At 68.3% G+C, this 17,026-nt stretch carries 14 protein-coding genes; 5 read left to right on the top strand and 9 right to left on the bottom strand.

The window, feature by feature from the left end:
• Positions 1-14: 14 nt before the first annotated feature.
• The 4 genes from ACFW3F_RS02615 to mshA form a co-directional block, all read right to left on the bottom strand.
• On the bottom strand, positions 15-422 hold the full coding sequence (locus tag ACFW3F_RS02615; RefSeq protein WP_388054159.1) for a YciI family protein: 408 nt from the start codon (positions 420-422) through the stop codon (positions 15-17).
• An 87-nt stretch (positions 423-509) separates the two neighbouring features.
• Positions 510-2,117, bottom strand: coding sequence for an AMP-binding protein (locus ACFW3F_RS02610; protein ID WP_388054023.1), 1,608 nt, complete (start codon positions 2,115-2,117; stop codon positions 510-512).
• A gap of 82 nt (positions 2,118-2,199) precedes the next feature.
• On the bottom strand, positions 2,200-2,862 hold the full coding sequence (locus ACFW3F_RS02605; protein WP_388054022.1) for a YbjN domain-containing protein: 663 nt from the start codon (positions 2,860-2,862) through the stop codon (positions 2,200-2,202).
• Between the two features lie 21 nt (positions 2,863-2,883).
• The gene (gene mshA, locus ACFW3F_RS02600; protein ID WP_388054020.1) at positions 2,884-4,239 is read right to left on the bottom strand and encodes a D-inositol-3-phosphate glycosyltransferase; all 1,356 of its coding nucleotides are present in this window, start codon (positions 4,237-4,239) and stop codon (positions 2,884-2,886) included.
• 127 nt (positions 4,240-4,366) lie between these two features.
• Between mshA and ACFW3F_RS02595 the strand changes: the two genes are divergently transcribed.
• Genes ACFW3F_RS02595 through ACFW3F_RS02585 form a run of 3 tightly spaced genes read left to right on the top strand, consistent with a single transcriptional unit; the run spans position 4,367 to position 7,106 of the window.
• Positions 4,367-5,356 (top strand): metal ABC transporter solute-binding protein, Zn/Mn family, encoded by a 990-nt coding sequence (locus ACFW3F_RS02595; RefSeq protein ID WP_388054018.1) that lies wholly within the window; start codon positions 4,367-4,369, stop codon positions 5,354-5,356.
• The gene (locus ACFW3F_RS02590) at positions 5,353-6,240 is read left to right on the top strand and encodes a metal ABC transporter ATP-binding protein (protein WP_388054016.1); all 888 of its coding nucleotides are present in this window, start codon (positions 5,353-5,355) and stop codon (positions 6,238-6,240) included. The genes ACFW3F_RS02595 and ACFW3F_RS02590 overlap by 4 nt, the downstream gene beginning before the upstream one ends.
• Positions 6,237-7,106, top strand: coding sequence for a metal ABC transporter permease (locus ACFW3F_RS02585; protein ID WP_388054014.1), 870 nt, complete (start codon positions 6,237-6,239; stop codon positions 7,104-7,106). The genes ACFW3F_RS02590 and ACFW3F_RS02585 overlap by 4 nt, the downstream gene beginning before the upstream one ends.
• A gap of 251 nt (positions 7,107-7,357) precedes the next feature.
• Here the strand turns inward: ACFW3F_RS02585 and ACFW3F_RS02580 are convergent, their stop codons facing one another.
• On the bottom strand, positions 7,358-7,933 hold the full coding sequence (locus ACFW3F_RS02580) for a DUF2599 domain-containing protein (RefSeq protein WP_388054012.1): 576 nt from the start codon (positions 7,931-7,933) through the stop codon (positions 7,358-7,360).
• Between the two features lie 55 nt (positions 7,934-7,988).
• Here ACFW3F_RS02580 and ACFW3F_RS02575 point away from each other — a divergent pair, with 55 nt between their 5' ends.
• Entirely contained in the window at positions 7,989-9,095 is a 1,107-nt protein-coding gene (locus ACFW3F_RS02575) for a beta-mannosidase (protein WP_388054157.1), read from the top strand.
• Positions 9,096-9,134: 39 nt separating this feature from the next.
• On the opposite strand, the gene ACFW3F_RS02570 is transcribed toward ACFW3F_RS02575, so the two are convergent.
• The 4 genes from ACFW3F_RS02570 to ACFW3F_RS02555 all read right to left on the bottom strand — a co-directional run bounded on the left by ACFW3F_RS02570 (position 9,135) and on the right by ACFW3F_RS02555 (position 15,965).
• Complete coding sequence (locus ACFW3F_RS02570; protein WP_388054010.1) at positions 9,135-10,790, bottom strand: ABC transporter; 1,656 nt, start codon at positions 10,788-10,790, stop codon at positions 9,135-9,137.
• Positions 10,787-12,376: a glycosyltransferase gene (locus ACFW3F_RS02565; RefSeq protein WP_388054008.1), complete on the bottom strand. Its 1,590-nt coding sequence runs from the start codon at positions 12,374-12,376 to the stop codon at positions 10,787-10,789. The genes ACFW3F_RS02570 and ACFW3F_RS02565 overlap by 4 nt, the downstream gene beginning before the upstream one ends.
• Positions 12,373-13,845, bottom strand: coding sequence for a hypothetical protein (locus tag ACFW3F_RS02560; RefSeq protein WP_388054155.1), 1,473 nt, complete (start codon positions 13,843-13,845; stop codon positions 12,373-12,375). Before ACFW3F_RS02560 ends, ACFW3F_RS02565 begins: the two co-directional genes overlap by 4 nt.
• Before the next feature lie 128 nt (positions 13,846-13,973).
• Positions 13,974-15,965: a hypothetical protein gene (locus ACFW3F_RS02555; protein WP_388054006.1), complete on the bottom strand. Its 1,992-nt coding sequence runs from the start codon at positions 15,963-15,965 to the stop codon at positions 13,974-13,976.
• A 246-nt stretch (positions 15,966-16,211) separates the two neighbouring features.
• On the opposite strand from ACFW3F_RS02555, the gene ACFW3F_RS02550 reads away from it, so the two are divergent.
• Positions 16,212-17,015, top strand: coding sequence for an alpha/beta fold hydrolase (locus tag ACFW3F_RS02550; protein ID WP_388054005.1), 804 nt, complete (start codon positions 16,212-16,214; stop codon positions 17,013-17,015).
• Positions 17,016-17,026 lie beyond the last annotated feature (11 nt).

Genomic DNA, 17,026 nt, shown 5'->3' with positions numbered 1-17,026 from the left:
CGAAGGGCGCTCGGTCACTCGGTGACGGTCTGCGGTGCGGTGAGGAAGGGCCGCACCTCCAGCCATTCGTGGATGGGCTTGCCGTCCTTGCCCGGGGCCGCCGACAGTTCCCCGGCGAGTTCGACGGCGCGGTCCCAGGACTCGACGTCGATGATCATCCAGCCCGCGATCAGATCCTTGGTCTCGGGGAACGGACCGTCGGTGACCGGCGGCCGGCCCGCTCCGTCGGAACGCACGAACGCGCCCTCCGGAGCGAGCGCCTGGGCGTCGACGAACTCACCGGTCCCCTCCAGCTTCGACGCGAAGTCCGACATGTAGCGGATATGGGCGTCGACCTCGTCGGGGGTCCACTGATCCATCGGAACGTCGACCTCCGGTGCCGGGGCGCCGCGATAGTGCTTCAGCAGCAGGTACTTCATGATGTCTCCTCACGGTGAGTGCGGCCGGTTCTCGGTCGCTCGTATCCCTGGGACGGAGCCGGCACCGCATTCTCGACACCCCGGCGGAAACTACTTTCGGAGGTCCTTGCGCAGGATCTTCCCCGAGGCGGACTTGGGGATCGTCTCGATGAACTCGACGGCCCGGACCTTCTTGTGCGGGGCGACCTTCGACGCCACGAACTCGATCACCTCGTCGGCGGAGATCTCCGCACCGGTCTGGCGGACCACGAACGCCTTCGGGATCTCCTCGCCCGATTCCGGCTCGATGACGCCGATCACGGCCGCGTCGGCGATCCTGTCGTTGGTCAGCAGCAGCGCCTCGAGCTCGGCGGGCGGCACCTGGTAGCCCTTGTACTTGATGAGCTCCTTGAGCCGGTCGACGATGTACACGCACCCGGTCGGGTCGACCTGCGCCATGTCACCGGTGTGCAGGTAGCCGTCGGCGTCGATGGTGTCGGCGGTCGCCTGATCGTTGTTCAGGTACCCGAGCATCACGTTGGGGCCCTTGACCCACAGCTCGCCGGGTTCGGACAGTCCTTCGCTCGGCAGCTCGATCTCCGCACCCGACGCCGGGTCGACGATCTTGTTCTCCGAGTTGGGTACCGCCCAGCCCGTCGAGGACAGCGGCGGATCCTGCTGGCCCAGCAGCCCCGGGGTGTCGGCCGGGATGATGTGACTCACCGGCGACAACTCGCTCATGCCGTAGCCCTGCAGCATGTGCAGGTCGAGGCGCTTGGCGACGGCCTGGCCCAGCTCGTCGTCGAGCGGCGCGGCACCCGACATCATCGTGTGCAGCGAGGACAGGTCGTAGTTGTCGATGATCGGGTGCTTGGCCAGCGCCACGGCCACCGGCGGCGCGATGTAGGCCATCGTCACCTTGTGGTTCTGGATGTTCTCCAGGAACTCCACGAGGTCGAAACGAGGCATCACGACCAGCGACGCGCGGTTGTAGAGCGCGGCGTTGAGCAGCACGGTCATGCCGTAGATGTGGAAGAAGGGCAGCACCGCGATGACCACGTCGTCGGCACCCATGCCCTGGAGCGGGCGGATCTGGGCGACGTTCGCGACCAGGTTGCGGTGTGACAGCGCGACACCCTTCGGATTGCCGGTCGTCCCCGACGAGTACGGCAGCACCGCGACATGGGTCGACGGATCGAACGACACCTCCGGCGCGGACAATCCTGCCCCCAGCAGATCGGCGGCGTTGGGGTGCCCCGAGGCGTCCTGGCCCTCCCCGTCGAGGACGATCAGATCCGCATCCGCCAGCCCGGCCTCGTCGGCGGCGGCCTTGGCCTGCTCCAGCATCGGCGAGATCGTCACCAGCATCTTGGCGCCCGAATCCCGCAGCTGCTTGGCGATCTCGGGCCCGGTGAACAAGGCGTTGATCGTCGTCGCGGTTCCACCGGCGCGCAGGATGCCGTGGAACACCGTCGCGAACGCCGGGATGTTGGGCGACAGGATGCCCACCACGTCGCCCACACCGATACCCCGCGAGGCCAGCGCACCCGCGGCCGCGTCGATCTGCGAGATCAGCTGCGCGTAGGTGGTCGTCGCCCCCGACTTCGGGTCCACCAGCGCGGTGCGGGACAGGTCCTCGTCGGACACCGCGCCGAACAGGAACTCGAACACGCTCACATCGGGGATCTCGACGTCAGGGAACGGACTCGTGAAGCTCATGACACCTCCATAGGGGAATTTCTCGCCAGCATCGTATCAACGCATGTTGACACGATGTGACGTGGACCTCTCCAGAGTGAGTCTACGATTCGTCCGATTCGGTCCCGACGTCAGTCGCCTGAAGAGCCTCGACGTCAGTCGCCTGATGAGCCTCGACGTCAGTCGCCTGAAGAGCACCGTCGACCACCGACTCGCCCGGCACATAGCGTCCCTCGAGCGGCGCCCCCGCCTCCGGCAACGACTCCTTGTCGATGAGGTGCTCGAACGCGAGCAGGTTGCGCAGGGACTCACCACGCGACACCCGCCACGCCCACTCACGCTGGATCGAGGTGAGGAAGCCGAGTTCGAGAAGCGTGTTGAAGTCGCCGTCCGCCGCCTCGAGGACCTGTCCGAGGATGCGATCCACCTCGCCGGAGCTCACCGCCTCGGCGGAGATCCGGCCCACCAGGTAGATGTCACCGGTGTTGTCGATGGTGTAGGCGACGCCGTACAACCGGCGATTGCGCTTCAGCAGGTGTTTGTACACGCCGGCGTGGTTCTCGTCGGGTCGCCGGCACACGAAGGCCTCCACCCGGACGCCGTGCTCGCTCGCCGTCAGCAGCACAGTGGTCGTGAGTTTTCGTTCGCCGGGCAACTCGACGACGACGTGGTCGACATCGGCGCCGCCGCCGCTCTTGCGTGTGAAGGCGATCTCGTTCTCGCCCAGCGTCTTCTCGAGCAGGTCGACGACCTCGGTGCGACTCACGGCATCCTCTCTTCGATGACTTCAGACGGTGACGCGGTTGCGCCGGCGGCGCCAGCGGCGTCGGACACGGGCCGAGGCCGCAGCGGTCACGGACGCGTCCTGCTGATCGGGACCCTGCCGTGCGGCGAACGACCGCATGGCACGGCCGTAGCTCTCCAGGAGCTGATCCACCGTGTGCTCCCAGGAGAACTGCTCGGCGTGGGAACGGGCGTTGTGTCCGAGTTCGACGAGCCGGTCGGGTTGCACGAGGAGCTTCTCGAGCGCGTTGGTCCAGTCCCCCACACCGTGCCCGTTGACCAGGACGCCGGTCCGGCCGTCGTCGACGGCCACACCGAGACCGCCCACGTTCGCGGCGATGACGGGCGTCCCGCACGCCTGCGCCTCGATCGCGACGAGCCCGAAACTCTCCGAATGACTGGGAACCGCAACGACATCCGATGCCCGGTAGACCTGGACGAGGCGATCCGCCGGCTGGGGCGGCAGGAAGGTCACCGAGTCGGCGATCCCGAGTTCGGCGACCTGATCCATCAGAGCGGTGGGTCGTTGCAGTCCCGACCCCGACGGTCCGCCGACGATGAGGACCCGCAGCTTGCGCCCGGCCGTGGCGGACTCCCGGATCAGGGGCGCGGCCGCCGCGACCAGGAGGTCGGGGGCCTTGAGCGGCTGGATGCGACCGACGAAGGTCACGATCATCTCGTCGGGATCGAGACCGAGTGCCGCGCGGGCTGCCGAGGCCGAACCCGTTGTGTAGCAATCCAGATCGGCACCAGGGGTCACCACGTCGATACGATCTGCGGCGGCGTCGTACATCGAGAGCAGTTCGGCCGCTTCGGTCTGCGTGTTGGCGACCAGACGATCGGCCTCGCCGACGACCTGCTGCTCGCCGATCACCCGAAGTTGCGGCTCGGCGGTGTCGCCCGCGGCCAGGGACGCGTTCTTGACGGCGGCGAGGGTGTGCGCGGTGTGCACCAGCGGGACGCCCCAGCGGTCGCGCGCGAGCCAGCCCACCTGTCCCGAGAGCCAGTAGTGCGAGTGGATCAGGTCGTAGTGGCCGGGCGCCTGGGCGGCCTCGGCGCGCAGGACCCCGGCCGTGAACGCGCACAGCTGGGCGGGCAGATCACGCTTGTCGAGCCCCTCGAACGGACCGGCGACCACGTTGCGCACGGTGACGCCGGGCGCCGCGGCGACCGACGGCGCATCGGCCGACGACGTCGCCCGGGTGAAGATCTCGACCTCGACCCCCCGACGGGCCAGCCGAGTGGCGGTCTGCCAGACATAGACGTTCATCCCCCCGGCATCACCGGTGCCCGGCTGTGCCAGCGGCGAGGTGTGCACGGAGATCAGCGCGACACGCCGCGGCGACGGGCTCGAGGTCATGCTCTCCACCATAGAGAAGGGCCGTGCCCGACGGCTCGTCCCCCGGCGCGCGGACACCCTGCACGGGCGCCGCCACGATCGCCTAGACTGCTGTCGGTAACGATTGTCATTTGCGTAAAGGTTGTCGATGAGGAAATCCCTGCTGGCCACGGCCGGCGTACTGTCCGCCGCCGCCCTCGTGCTGTCCGCCTGCTCGAGCGACTCGGGCGGGAGCGACGGTCCCCCGACCGTGGTCGCCTCCACCAACGTATGGGGTTCGGTCGCGTCCGCCGTCGCCGGGGACAAGGCGCAGGTCACGGCGCTGTACAACAACGCCGACGGTGACCCGCACGAGTTCGAACCGTCGGCCGCGGACACCGCGACCATCGCCGACGCCGACATCCTCGTCTTCAACGGCGGCCATTACGACTCCTACATGGAGGAGGCCGCGTCGAACTCCGATGCGACGGCCGTCGACGCGTTCGCGCTGCTCGGCAGCGAGGACCACTCGTCGGAGGCCGGCGGCGAGCACTCCGACCACGGCGATGACCACGGGTCAGGCGGCGACCACGCCGACGGGGCGCACGACCACTCGCACGACGATCAGAACGAGCATGTCTTCTACGACCTGCCGGTCGTCGCCCAGGTTGCCGACAAGGTCGCCGACGCGCTGGCCGAGCAGGACCCGGACAACGCCGAGACCTACCGCGCCAACGCCGAGACCTTCACCACGGGCATCGACGGCCTGCGGGACGAGCTCACGACGATCCGGGAGCAGCACGCGGGCACCGAGGTCGCCCAGACCGAGCCGCTCGCGGGTTACATGCTGAGCGAGGCCGGACTCGTCGACATCGCCCCGGCCGGCTTCACCCAGGCCGTGGAGGAGGGCCAGTCGCCCGCGGCGGCCGACCGCGCCGCCCTGCAGGACATCCTCGCCGACCGCCGCGCGAAGGTGCTGATCTACAACACGCAGGCCGTGGACCCCGTCACCCAGGCGATGCTCGATGTCGCCGAATCGGCGAATGTCCCCGTCGTGAAGTTCACCGAGACCCTGCCCGACGGCGTCACCGACTACATCGTGTGGCAGGACGCACAGATCGACGCCCTGACCGCGGCCCTGGGTGCCGGATCCAATTGACCGGGACAAGTGACGGCGGGACAGGTGACTGCGGGACAGGTGACGGCGGGGCGGGAACGGGCAAGCATCCGGTCGTCACGTTCACCGGCGCCCGACTCGCGTTCGGTGACCGGATTCTCTGGGACGACCTGAATCTGACGATCGAGCCCGGCGAGTTCGTCGCGGTCCTCGGGCCGAACGGTTCGGGCAAGACATCGTTCCTACGGGTCCTGTTGCGCCAGTACGCCCTGGACCGCGGGAGCGTGGCCACCACCCACGCGGTCGGGTACATCCCGCAGCAGCACGCCGAGGACGACGCGGACCCGATGGCAATCCGCGGCCGGGACCTCGTCGGGTTCGGGGTCGATGGCGGCCGCTGGGGTGTGGGTCTGCGCGGACAGGCCCGGCGACGCGAACTCGTCGACCGTGCGCTCGGTTCGGTGGACGCCCTGCCGTACGCCGACGCCCCGCTCGGCGTCCTTTCCGGTGGCGAACAGCAGCGCCTGCGTGTCGCGCAGGCGGTGGTGAGCGACCCCGAACTGTTGCTGTGCGACGAACCGCTCGCCAGCCTGGATCCGACCAACCAGCAGGTGGTCGTCGATCTCATCGATCGGCGGCGACGGGAGGCCGGGACCGCGGTCGTCTTCGTGACCCACGAGATCAATCCGATCCTCTCCTACGTCGACCGCGTCCTCTACCTGGTCGACGGCCGCTTCCGCATCGGCCAACCGCACGAGGTGATGACGACGGAGACGCTGAGCGAGCTGTACGGCAGCGACGTCGAGGTCCTGCGCGTCAACGGCCGACTCGTCGTGATCGGCGGCGAGGACGCCCATCACTGCGCCGCGGACACCGAGCCGGGCGGGGTCGTGTCGGGCGGGGCGAGGTCGGGCGGGCCGGTGTGAGCATCACGTACTCCGCCGCCGACCGCTCGTTCAGCGACCTCTGGGATTTCTCCACCACCGTCGACCTGCTGGGTTACGACTTCATGCAGCAGGCGATACTCGCGATGGTGCTGCTCGGCCTCCTCGGTGGCCTGCTGGGCCCGCTGATCGTCGCCCGCCAGATGTCCTTCGCAGTACACGGCGCCAGCGAGCTCTCGGTGACCGGCGCGGCCGCCGCGCTGCTGATCGGGTTCAGCGTGAACCTCGGCGGTGTCATCGGCGCGGTGATCGCCGCCGCGGTGTTCGGCTTCCTCGGCAACAAGGCGCGCGAGCGGGATTCGGTAATCGGCGTCGTGATGGCGTTCGGACTCGGCATCGGCGTGCTGTTCCTGGCGCTGTACGGCCGAATCGGCACCGGGTTCGCGCTGCTGACCGGGCAGGTCGTCAGCGTCGGGATCAACGGCCTCGTCGCGATCGCCATCACCACAGGCATCGTCGTCGTCGTGCTGGCCGTGATCTACCGGCCACTGCTGTTCGCCTCCACCGATCCCCGCGTGGCGCAGGCACAGGGCGTACCCATCCGAACCCTGTCCGTGGTGTTCGCGATCATCATGGGCCTCGCGGCCGCGCAGGGCGTGCAGATCATCGGCGCGCTGCTCGTGATGTCGCTGATGATCACCCCCGGCGCCGCGGCCGCTCGCGTCACGTCGAGCCCGGCCCGCGCGCTGGTGCTGTCGGTCGTGTTCGCCGAGGTCGCGGCGGTCGGTGGGCTGCTGATGTCACTCGCTCCCAAACTGCCCGTGTCGGTCTTCGTCACGATCATCTCGTTCGCGATCTACGTCGTGTGCCGGATCGTCGGGAACCGCCGCGTGCATCGCACGCGCTGAGCCGAGGAACAACACAACCGCTGCTCTCTGACCTGAGGGAAGCGACCCCCTGCTCCCTGAGGCGCGCGGAGCGACCCCCCTGCTCCCTAATCCGAAAGAACCGCATAACCCCTGCTCCCTGAGGTGCGAGGAGCGCAAGCGACGAGCCACGAAGGGCTCGGTGAGACACGTTGCTACACCCTTCGTGGCTCGCTTCGCTCGCTCCTCAGGGAACAGAGATTAACGCTCGCAAACTCGCTCCTCAGCATCTGTCACTCCTCGGCGAAGCCGGGATTGCAGCCTGCGCCGACCATGTCCTCCTCGGCGACGACGGGACGGCCGGGTTCGAGGTTCCAGCTGGGCTTCTCGGGTTCGACGAGGCGCGCGAACCGCCAGTGGCAATCGAACTGGGCCCGCATCCCGGGAGTGTCGGCGGAGGGGTCGAGCGCGAGGACCTCCACCCACGCGGCGGTCATCGCGTCGGGTTGGGTGGTGTAGCGCCCGGAGGTCGTGGGGAACACCGAGAGACTCGGCCCGACAGCGGTGTCGGTCCATTCGGTTCGCTCGATGTAGGGCGGGCGGTAGACGATCGTCGGGACGCTCTGCGTCGGGTTCGACGAGTACGGCCCCGACGAGTACGGGGTCGGCGACGGACTCGTCGCGCTCGATCCGGGTGCGCCCGATCCCGTTGTGCCCGATCCCGAAGCACTCGGTCCGGGCTCGACCGGATCGGTGGTCCCGCAGGCGGACAGGACCACCGCGGCGGCCAGGACGCCGGCTGCGGTGCGCCACCGCCCGCGGGCTCGTGCGGCCGCCCCGGCACCCGCGTTGTCTAACCCCGTCGACATACCGACACCTTAGGTGACGGGTAGCCTGCACCATGTGGTCCGCCGGCGCACGCCAATGCGGGCGGTCGGGGTGATACTCACCGCGATCGTCGTGGTGCTGTCGTGCGTGGCCGGATGCGCCCGCACCCCGGCCCCCGGGCCGTCGGAGTCGACCCTGTCGCATCGGGCCTCGGCAACTCCCACGGGTTTACTGCTCGACGGGAAACCCTGGTGGCCCGCGGGTTTCAACGCCTATCAGCTCAGCACCGACTGGTCGATCAACCGTGGCTGTGGCGCTCAGGTCGACGTCGACGAGTACTTCGACAAACTCCCACCCCGCGCACTCACCAGATTCAACCTGTACTCGGTCTTCGCCGTCGACAAGCGCAGCGGGCTTCTCGACTTCGGCCCGATCGACCGGGTCTTCGAGGCCGCTGCCCGGCACCAACAGATGGTGTTGCCGGTGCTCACCGGGGGTTCGGGCGACTGTGAGGACGAGCGGTTCAAGGACCGCGACTTCTATGTCGACGGCTGGCAGGGCGAGGAGATCGTGGGCGGGCTGACGTTTGCGGAGTGGGTCGAGATCGCGGTGACCCGGTGGCACGACGAGCCGTCGATCGCCGGGTGGGAACTGGTCGGGGAACCCGAGGCGAGCGAGTGCGGAGCCACCTCGTGCGACTGGCGGGCACGCTCCTGTCCCGACGACGCCACGGTGGTGCTGCGTTCGTTCTTCGATCGGGCGGGGGCGCATCTGCGGACCTTCGACTCCGACCGGCCGATCTTCGCGGGACTCGTGGGCGGCGACCAATGCGGGCTCGCGGGGCCCGGTTACGCCGAGGTCGGGCGTTCGACCGGCGTGGACGTGCTCGACTTCCATGACTACCGCTCCGACGTCGACCCCGAATCCGGCCCCGCGGGCAGCAACCTGCGTGCGCGTCTGGAACAGGCGCGCGACCTCGGTAAACCCCTGGTGGTCAACGAGATCGGCATCCGAGCCGGCTCGTGTCGGTCCGTGGCGGACCGGGCCGGGCAATTCGAGTCCATCATCGCGCGGCATCGCGCCGCCGGAGTCGCCGGCGCGTTGCTGTGGTCCTTCGTCCCCGACCCACGCGGCACCGAGTGCACCTACGACATCGGACCGAATGACCCGGCCTGGAATGTGGTGCGCGAGAACACTTCATGACAACACCCGGGCCCGACTGTCCAGCGGAACCAGGACGCCTCACACGAGCCGATACAACCGCCAGTTCGGCAGATCTGCGCCCTGGTTGCGCGCCTCGAGCATGAGAACGCCGATCTGGGCGCCGTTCTCGTAGATGGTCGGGTAGCGCTGGTTGATCGCGTCGGAGAGTCCCCGGCCTTCCGGTGGCACGGTGAGGAAGTAGCGGACGCCGCCGCCCACCGGGTCGTTGAGCAATTGTGCGAAGTCGCGATCCGACGGGATGACGAACTGGCGAGGACGCGTGGACTGGACCACCACCGCGAAGCCATACACGGTGTCACACAGGACCGCACCGTCGGGCAGGTCCATGCCGTCGAGATACTCGGCGAGTACCCGCTCGGTCGAGAAGGACCGCACGATCCGCTGCTCGTCGAGGTACTTCTGGTCCACAGAGTCCGGGCGCGGATCGACCACCGATCCGAGGGCGAACTCCTGGGGCGCGTATTTCGGCGACGTCATGCCGACGGCGGTGACCGGGATCGCGGTGGCCACCACCACGATCACGACCGTCGCCGCGATCTTGTACCCCCAGCGCGAGGCATAAGGCCGTGCCGGCAGGAGGTCGGCGTGCGCTCCCTGACGCCGCATCGGGACCTGCCGCCGCAGCGGGACCGACAACAGCGCGACGACCGCGGCGAGCAGGATGACGGTCATGTAGAAGCGCAGGAAGCCGAACGTCGACCCGCGCGAGTAGCCGAAGACCTGGAAGGCGAGCACCGCCAGGATCAGCAGCGCCGGCAACAGCGGCGCGAGCCGGTTGCGCCGGGCGCGTACGCCGATCAGTCCGAGGAGCAGCACCGGCAGCAACGGGGCGAGGATGAACATCTCGGTCAGCGAGAACTCGACCGCGGCCCCGGTCGTCGACGATCCACTACCACCGGACTGCGCGATGATCGAGGCGTTACCGTACTCGGAGGTGAACTGCGCGAAGGCGTCCCCCGTGATCAACCACCCGGCCGCAGCCCAGGCCAGGAACGCCAGTGCGCTCGGCGCCACGACCAGGGTGATGTCGAGCAGCGTGCGCGACACCCGTTTTCGGCGATCGTGCCGCGAATAGGTCACCCAGCCGACGACCAACGCCGCGGCGAGTGCGGCGGCTCCGCCGTCGTAGCGGGTGAGGTAGGACAACCCGAGTGCGATACCGGCCACGACGAGTTCGTGGACATCGTCGGAGGAGACCCACCGGATCAGACGACGGGAGGCCCACGCGAGAAAGAAGAGGTAGGGCGCCTCGCTCATCCCGTTTGCCGCGTACAGGACGATCATCGGGTTGATCGCATAGAAGACCGTGAAAGTGCCTGCCACCAGTGGTCGCAGGCCCTGGTCACGCGCGATCCCCGACGCCTGGACCACCGAACCCGCCATGAAGGCCGAGGACATGATCACCGCCGAGAGCGCCTGCGTCGTCATCTCGGGGATCCACGGGGTCAGCGCGGTGAGAGGTAGCTGGACGACGGCGGTGAGCGGGGTGAAGACGAAGCCGATCGCCGCGAGATGCGGTGTCCGGCTGAACAGGACGCTCTGTGCCGACTGGACGCGCGACAGCGCGTCACCGAAGAACAGCTGCACCTCGGCGGCGAGATAGACACCGATCACGAGGTACGGAATCCACGTCGCGAGGAAGATGAGCACCCCGGGCGGGACGCGGCGGGTCACGTCGGTCCCCCGCTCTTCGGTTCCCCGGCTTCCTCCGCGGCACCGTTCGCCGACTCCGGCGCACTGCTCGTGGACAGTCCGTGAAAGGTCTTCTCCCAGTACGAAGGATTGACCAGGATCTGCCACATGCCCTTGATGGCGGCAACACTCATCATCAGCCAGTACAGCGGGATCAGCAGCGCCGAGACGAGCAGTTCACTGCGGTCGTCCTCGCGGATCGCGATGAGGTTCATGTACAGCGCGGCGCCGTTGCCCAGCAACAGCGAGATGAGCGACAGGTAGTAGATCGGCCCGGGGAACAGTTCGGCGACGACAGGTGGCTGTCCGCCGATCCACAGCGCCAGGATCAGCCAGAACACCATGTTCAGGCAGGCGATGACCGGGGTCCCGGCGATCAGCAGCGTGAAACGCACGAATGCGACGGGCCCGAGGATGTGCCACAACTTGACCGGGTGACGCATGTGGACGAGCCACGTCTGCATGTAGCCCTTGTACCAACGGGAGCGCTGACGGACCCAGTTGATGGGATCGACGTTGGCCTCTTCCATCGTGACCGAGTCCAGCACGAGGGTGCGGTAACCGTGGTCGGCGATGCGGACACCGAGGTCGGCGTCCTCGGTCACGTTGTACGGATCCCAGGCGCCGATCGTGTCGAGGACGTCGCGCCGGAAATGATTCGACGTGCCGCCCAACGGGATCGGCGCCCGGCTGACCATCATGCCCGGCAGCAGGAACCCGAACCAGATGCCGTAGTCGGCGGTGAACCATTCGGTCAGCAGGTTGTCGCGCACGTTGTGGAAGCTCAGCTTGCCCTGGACACAGACCACCGAGTCATCGCCGGAGTTGTTGAGCACGTGGACCGCGCGACGCAGCTGCAGCGGATCGGGTTTGTCCTCGGCGTCGAAGATCGTGACGATGTCGCCGGTCGCGAAGTGCATGCCGTAGTTGCAGGCCTTCGGTTTGGTCCGCGGTTGGGCCGGCGGGGTCAGGACGACGGTGACGATCCCGTTGTCCTCCACCCCGCGCGCCGCCTCGATCGTCGGCTCGTCGTCCTCCTCGAGAAGCAACAGGACCTGTAGTTTGTCCCGCGGGTACTCGATCGTCTCCATCGCGGCCACCAGTTGCCCCACCACTTCGGGCTCCCCGTAGGCCGGGACGAACACGGTGTAGGCAGGCAACTCGTCGTCGGGGATGGACCGGGCCTGTTCGTCGGAGACGCGGATGGCTCCGTTGACCAGTCCGCGCCGGAAGATCACCAGGCGGTCGGCGAGGGTGACCACGTACCCGATGGTCGCGATCGACACCAGGGTCGCGCAGGTGCCGACCGGTTCGATCGCCATCGCGACGGCGATGATGCCGAGCAGGGTGAATCCGATGATCTTCTGGATTCGGCTGAACGCCACCGAGGCCGACATGTCCTCGTCGGCGTTGCGCAGTCGGTTGACGGCATCCTCGAGGGCCTGCGCGCGATACTCCGGGTCGGCGAGCAGGTCGGGCACCGGTCTGCTCGGCCGCGTGCTGCGCGCGACTCCCGGCGCGTCCGCATCGGCCCCGGCTCGGCCGGCGTCCGCCTCCTCGATGCTCATCTCGCCGGCCCCTCTGCGGCACCGAGCTGAGCCCGGATGAGTCCGCCGGCGAGGCCGACGAGCAGGTCCCGATCCTTGAGCTGTGGGTCGGTGTCCAGCAGTACGGAGTTGCCTCGCAACAGGATCGTCAGCAGTGAGTTCATGTTCGCGAGGATCGTGATGCGCGGCTCCGGGAAGTAGGCCTCGGGCTCGTGGTTGTCGACCGCCCACAGCATGATCTGCTGGGTGCGGCTGCCGTTGTTCCACCGCCACGACAACACCGTGTACGTGAGGTACCGCTCGTCGTCGACGACACTCCACAGGCGTCCCCGCACGCCGTTGGACAGGTCGACCTCGACGGGCATGCTCGACCGCTCGTCGGACAGGTCGTACCGGAAGATGTCCTGGTAGACGTCGAGGACCAGCGGTCGCCGACTGTCGACGCTGTCGACGACCACCCGCCTCGGGCGCGCGAACTTGTCGTATGCGCGGTTCCCCCGGGTCTGGAGCATGACCTGCCGGATGAGCACGGCGCCCGGTCCGTACAGCCGCGACACCCAGCCGTAGACACCGAAGGACTCCTGCCGCCAACCCGCGGGCACCACCAGCGGTTCACCGATGTCGAGCTGTGGGTACCGGTTGCTCTGGTAGTTGCTGCCCACCGGCGGAGTGGGATTGAGCGCCAACAGGATCGCGACAAGCAGCACCACCAGGCCGGGACGGCCGACGAAGGCGACCTTGGGCGGGCGGATCTGACCGGCCACGGGCGGCGACCACTTTCGGCCGCCGCGCCGTCGGTAGTCGAACAGCATGTACACCGATGTCGCGAACGCCGCGATCAGCGCCGGATACGGGATCACGACATTGCGGGGCGCGTCGAGTGCACTGAGTGTGAACAGGGCGACGAGACCGATCGCGCCGGCCAGCAGTGCCGCCACGAGTTTTCGCCGCCACGTGTGGCCCACCGCGATGGCGGTCGCGGCGACGGCCATCAGGACCAGGATGAAACCCGCTGCCAGCGAGGTACCGCCGAGCAGCAGAACCGCCGCTCGCACCGGCGGCGGGAAGACGAGCAGGAAAAGCAGCCACACCCATCGATAACGCGTCACCGGCCGCAACCCGAACAGCATGATCGCGGCCCCGAACACGAACAGCCACAGCGCGAGCAGATCGATGTGGGTCGTCAGATATGCGCGTGCATACCGCGGATTGACGAGGTACTTCATCGCCAGCGCCAAGATCAGCACCACCATGCCGACGATGACGTCGGTCTGCCGGTCGTAGATCGGTAGCTCGTCGACGTCGCGCCACGAGACACCGATGACCGCGATCAGCACGAGGACCACGAGAACCGGGACGTACAGGATCAGCGTCTGCGCCACCAGTTCTTCGATGACCGCGCGGATGGTGTTCCAGAACCCGAGGATCGTGCAGCCGATCAGGAACAGCCACCGAGCTGCGACCAGCCACTCCGGATGATCGGTGAACATCGACGGCGGCGTCTCGGGCTTGCGGCGTGTGACGACGCCGACGAGCGTGCCGACCGCGCTCGTCGGTGCGGCCGGCTCCGGGTCAGGGGCCTGTGCCGTGGTCGTCGCGGAAGCCTCGGGCACGCCGCTCAGCCTTCGGCGGTTCCGTGCCGGCGACGACGCAGGATGAGGGTGGCGGCGACGGCAGCGACCACCACGATGCCGACTCCCACGACCGCGAACGCCACCCATGACGTCCCGCCTTCCGACGACTCCGAATCCGGTGCGTCGTCGTCGACCACGACCACCGGCTCCTGGCCCGAGACCTGCAGCAGGGCGTCACCGTTCAGCGACCGCCAGCGATCGGGATCGGCGGCCAGCCAGTCGAGCAGGGCGTCGAGGTCGGCGGCGTCGCGGGTCGAGGTCGCGACCAGGACCGTTCGGTTGCCGTCGCGGGCCACCTGGATGGAGCCGAAACGCACGGTCGGAGACAGGAGGACCTCGGCGCGCCGACCGTCGGGATCGAGGACGGACACGGTGCCACCGTCGGCGGTCACCGGCAGCGACAGATCCGGCAGTCCCTGGCCGTCGGCGGCGATGACGACGGCGGGCGCGGACGACGACATCGCGTCGTCGAGCGGCACGACGTCGACGCCGAGGCGCACCGCCGACAGTCGCTGCAGGCCGGACATGAGTGCCACCGCGCGAGCGACATCGTCGACGTCACCGCTGGTCCAGGCCAGTGAGTTCCGCGGCATGAGGGCCTGCGGCAGGGACGCGAACCCCGAGGGAGTCGGCGGATCGGCGACCTCGGATCGCACCTCGCCGGACGAGTCGAGGCTCAGCGAGCTGCGTACGCCCGAACCGCATTCCTCACCGACGTCGCCGTGGTTGTAGGTGACGGTGACCTCGGTGTAGCGCGTCAGCAGGTCGGCGGGGACGTCGACCCACGAGTTGTAGCTGCCCGACGCGTCCGCGGGCCAGGAGGCGATGACCCGGTCGCCGATGGACACCGCGATCTGACCGCCCATCGGGGTGTAGGTGCCCTGCAACTGCATTCGAATGTTCTTGGACGGACGTCCCAGGCGGGTCTGGTCGATCCCGAACGAGATGGTCGGCCATCCGGTCGCGGAGACGAGTTCGTCGCCCACCCCCAGTTCGGCGAGGGTGGTGACCTCCGGCGCGAGTTGCGGTGCGGCGAACGGCGGTCCGGCGACCGCCGCGGAGCTGACGGCGATCGACGAGAGGTCGGAGGTGAGGAACTCGACCTGCGCCGCGAGTTCGTCCTCGCTGCCGCCGATCCGTAACACCGGCCAACCCGCCCCCGGACCGAGGCTGAGTCCGTCGGGTAGATCCGAGTTGATGACGATCTGACGCTCCAGCGGTTCGATCTCCGTAGCAGGCGCGGCTACGCCACGCGGCAACGAGTCCGTCTCGATCTCCACCGTCGCCGCGCCGTAGTTCGCGACCACGGCGGTCGCAAGCGACACCGCCGCAGCGCCTTCGGCGGGCCGGACGTCGTCGGGGACGAAGATCGTGAGTTTGCGCAGGATCGGCGGCAGGAACTCGGCGACGCTGTTCGGCTCGGCTTCGCGGCCGCCGAACGTCGCCGTCGCGTTCTGGATGCGCAGTCCCGAATCGGCGTCGAACAGGCACGATCCGGTGGTGCGCAGATACGTCCGGAGGACGAGGTCGGCGGCGTTGCGGTCGACCCGCACTCCGCGCAGCGGCAGCGAGATCGGCGAGTTCACAGCCGGATTGATCGGCGTCCGGGAGATGAGCCGACCTTCCTGCAGCACGTCGACGGTGCCGCCGGTGACGAAAGTGGGGTACTGCGCGACGCCGCGCAACTCGGTGGGAGTGAGATTCGGGGGTACGGCGAGCGACAGACTCACCTCGCCCTGCTGGCCCGGGAACGCGATGGTCGACGACGAGCCGAGATCGCGAAGACTCAGCGGCGCAGGCGGATCACCCGGCGCCGCACCGGCGGACGGCGTGGTCCACGATCCGACCGAAGCGATACCGGCCAGCAGTAAGCCGGTCAGCAACACTGCCGATGCGCGACGTCGCACGATGCGCAATCGCGCGCGAGATCTCCCCGCGTGAGATCCCCCCTCGTGAGATCCCAAGGACACGTGCATATGTCACCCTCCGAGTGACCCCCGTTGCCCGACCCAGTACCGCCCCGTAGGAAACCTATCGCACGAGACGATCCGGCACATATTTTCGCGCAACCGCCCTGCTGGGCCGCCTCGTGCCGGCAGCCGGCCGGTGCGTGTCGACGGTGATCGATGCCATTTCGATTCGCCAACGATGCCCCGAACCGTCACCAGACTCTGCGACGATGTCCTGCAGGTCGACACGTCCGGCGAACTCGAAGGAGCGCAATGCGACAGGTTCACGCCGGCGAACACGTCGACGGCGGCGTCTATGTCGACATCGCCGACGCGACGATATGGCACTTCACCGCCGGGGAGGCGCACGGTCCACCGACGGTCCTGCTCCACGGACTGTTCGCCTCGGCGTCATCCTGGGGAACGCAGATCCCCGCGTTCCTCGACGCAGGCCGGCAGCTGTTCGTGCCCGAACGGTCCGGTCACGGACACAGTCCCGACCTCCCCGGCGATTTCAGCCTCGGGAGGATCGTCGAACGGACGATCGTCTATCTCGTCACCGTCGTTCGTCGACCGGCCGATCTGGTGGGCTGGGCCGACGGCGCCGCGGTCGCGCTGATCATCGCCCGCGAGCGTCCGGACCTCGTCCGCCGGCTGGTGTTGGTGGGCGGATATCTCAACAGTGCCGGCCGCACGGCCGACAAGTTCATCGACCAGGTGACGCGGCGCGACCCGGTCACGATGGACTACCTGCGCATCTCCTACGACACCACGTCACCGGACGGACCCGAGCACTTCGACGCGGTCTACGACAAAGCCATCCGGATGCTCACCACCGAGCCCGAACACGAGGTCGCCGGGTTCGCCGGGGTCGAGGTGCCCACACTCGTGGTGGTCGCCGACCGCGGCCTCGTCCGCCTCGAACACGCACTGGCGCTGACCCGGACGCTGCCGCACGCCCGGCTGGCCGTGCTCCCGGGCACCCACATCCTGCCGGTGGAGTCACCCGAACTGTTCAACCCGCTCGTCCTGTCGTTCCTGGCCGCCGACCCCCCGTCGGTGTGGGAGTTCGGCTGACCCGAGCCGTG

Origin of the sequence: Gordonia sp. NPDC058843, from assembly GCF_042743165.1 — a bacterium.
Lineage (GTDB): Bacteria > Actinomycetota > Actinomycetes > Mycobacteriales > Mycobacteriaceae > Gordonia.
This window is presented reverse-complemented; position numbering and strand designations above follow the sequence as displayed.

What these genes read in the sequence shown, in the direction of transcription:
- ACFW3F_RS02610 (WP_388054023.1), bottom strand. Translation starts at nt 2,117, where the DNA reads ATGAGCTTCACGAGTCCGTTCCCTGACGTCGAGATCCCCGATGTGAGC.
- mshA (WP_388054020.1), bottom strand. Translation starts at nt 4,239, where the DNA reads ATGACCTCGAGCCCGTCGCCGCGGCGTGTCGCGCTGATCTCCGTGCAC.
- ACFW3F_RS02595 (WP_388054018.1), top strand. Translation starts at nt 4,367, where the DNA reads ATGAGGAAATCCCTGCTGGCCACGGCCGGCGTACTGTCCGCCGCCGCC.
- ACFW3F_RS02580 (WP_388054012.1), bottom strand. Translation starts at nt 7,933, where the DNA reads ATGTCGACGGGGTTAGACAACGCGGGTGCCGGGGCGGCCGCACGAGCC.
- ACFW3F_RS02575 (WP_388054157.1), top strand. Translation starts at nt 7,989, where the DNA reads ATGCGGGCGGTCGGGGTGATACTCACCGCGATCGTCGTGGTGCTGTCG.
- ACFW3F_RS02565 (WP_388054008.1), bottom strand. Translation starts at nt 12,376, where the DNA reads ATGAGCATCGAGGAGGCGGACGCCGGCCGAGCCGGGGCCGATGCGGAC.
- ACFW3F_RS02560 (WP_388054155.1), bottom strand. Translation starts at nt 13,845, where the DNA reads ATGTTCACCGATCATCCGGAGTGGCTGGTCGCAGCTCGGTGGCTGTTC.
- ACFW3F_RS02555 (WP_388054006.1), bottom strand. Translation starts at nt 15,965, where the DNA reads ATGCACGTGTCCTTGGGATCTCACGAGGGGGGATCTCACGCGGGGAGA.
- ACFW3F_RS02550 (WP_388054005.1), top strand. Translation starts at nt 16,212, where the DNA reads ATGCGACAGGTTCACGCCGGCGAACACGTCGACGGCGGCGTCTATGTC.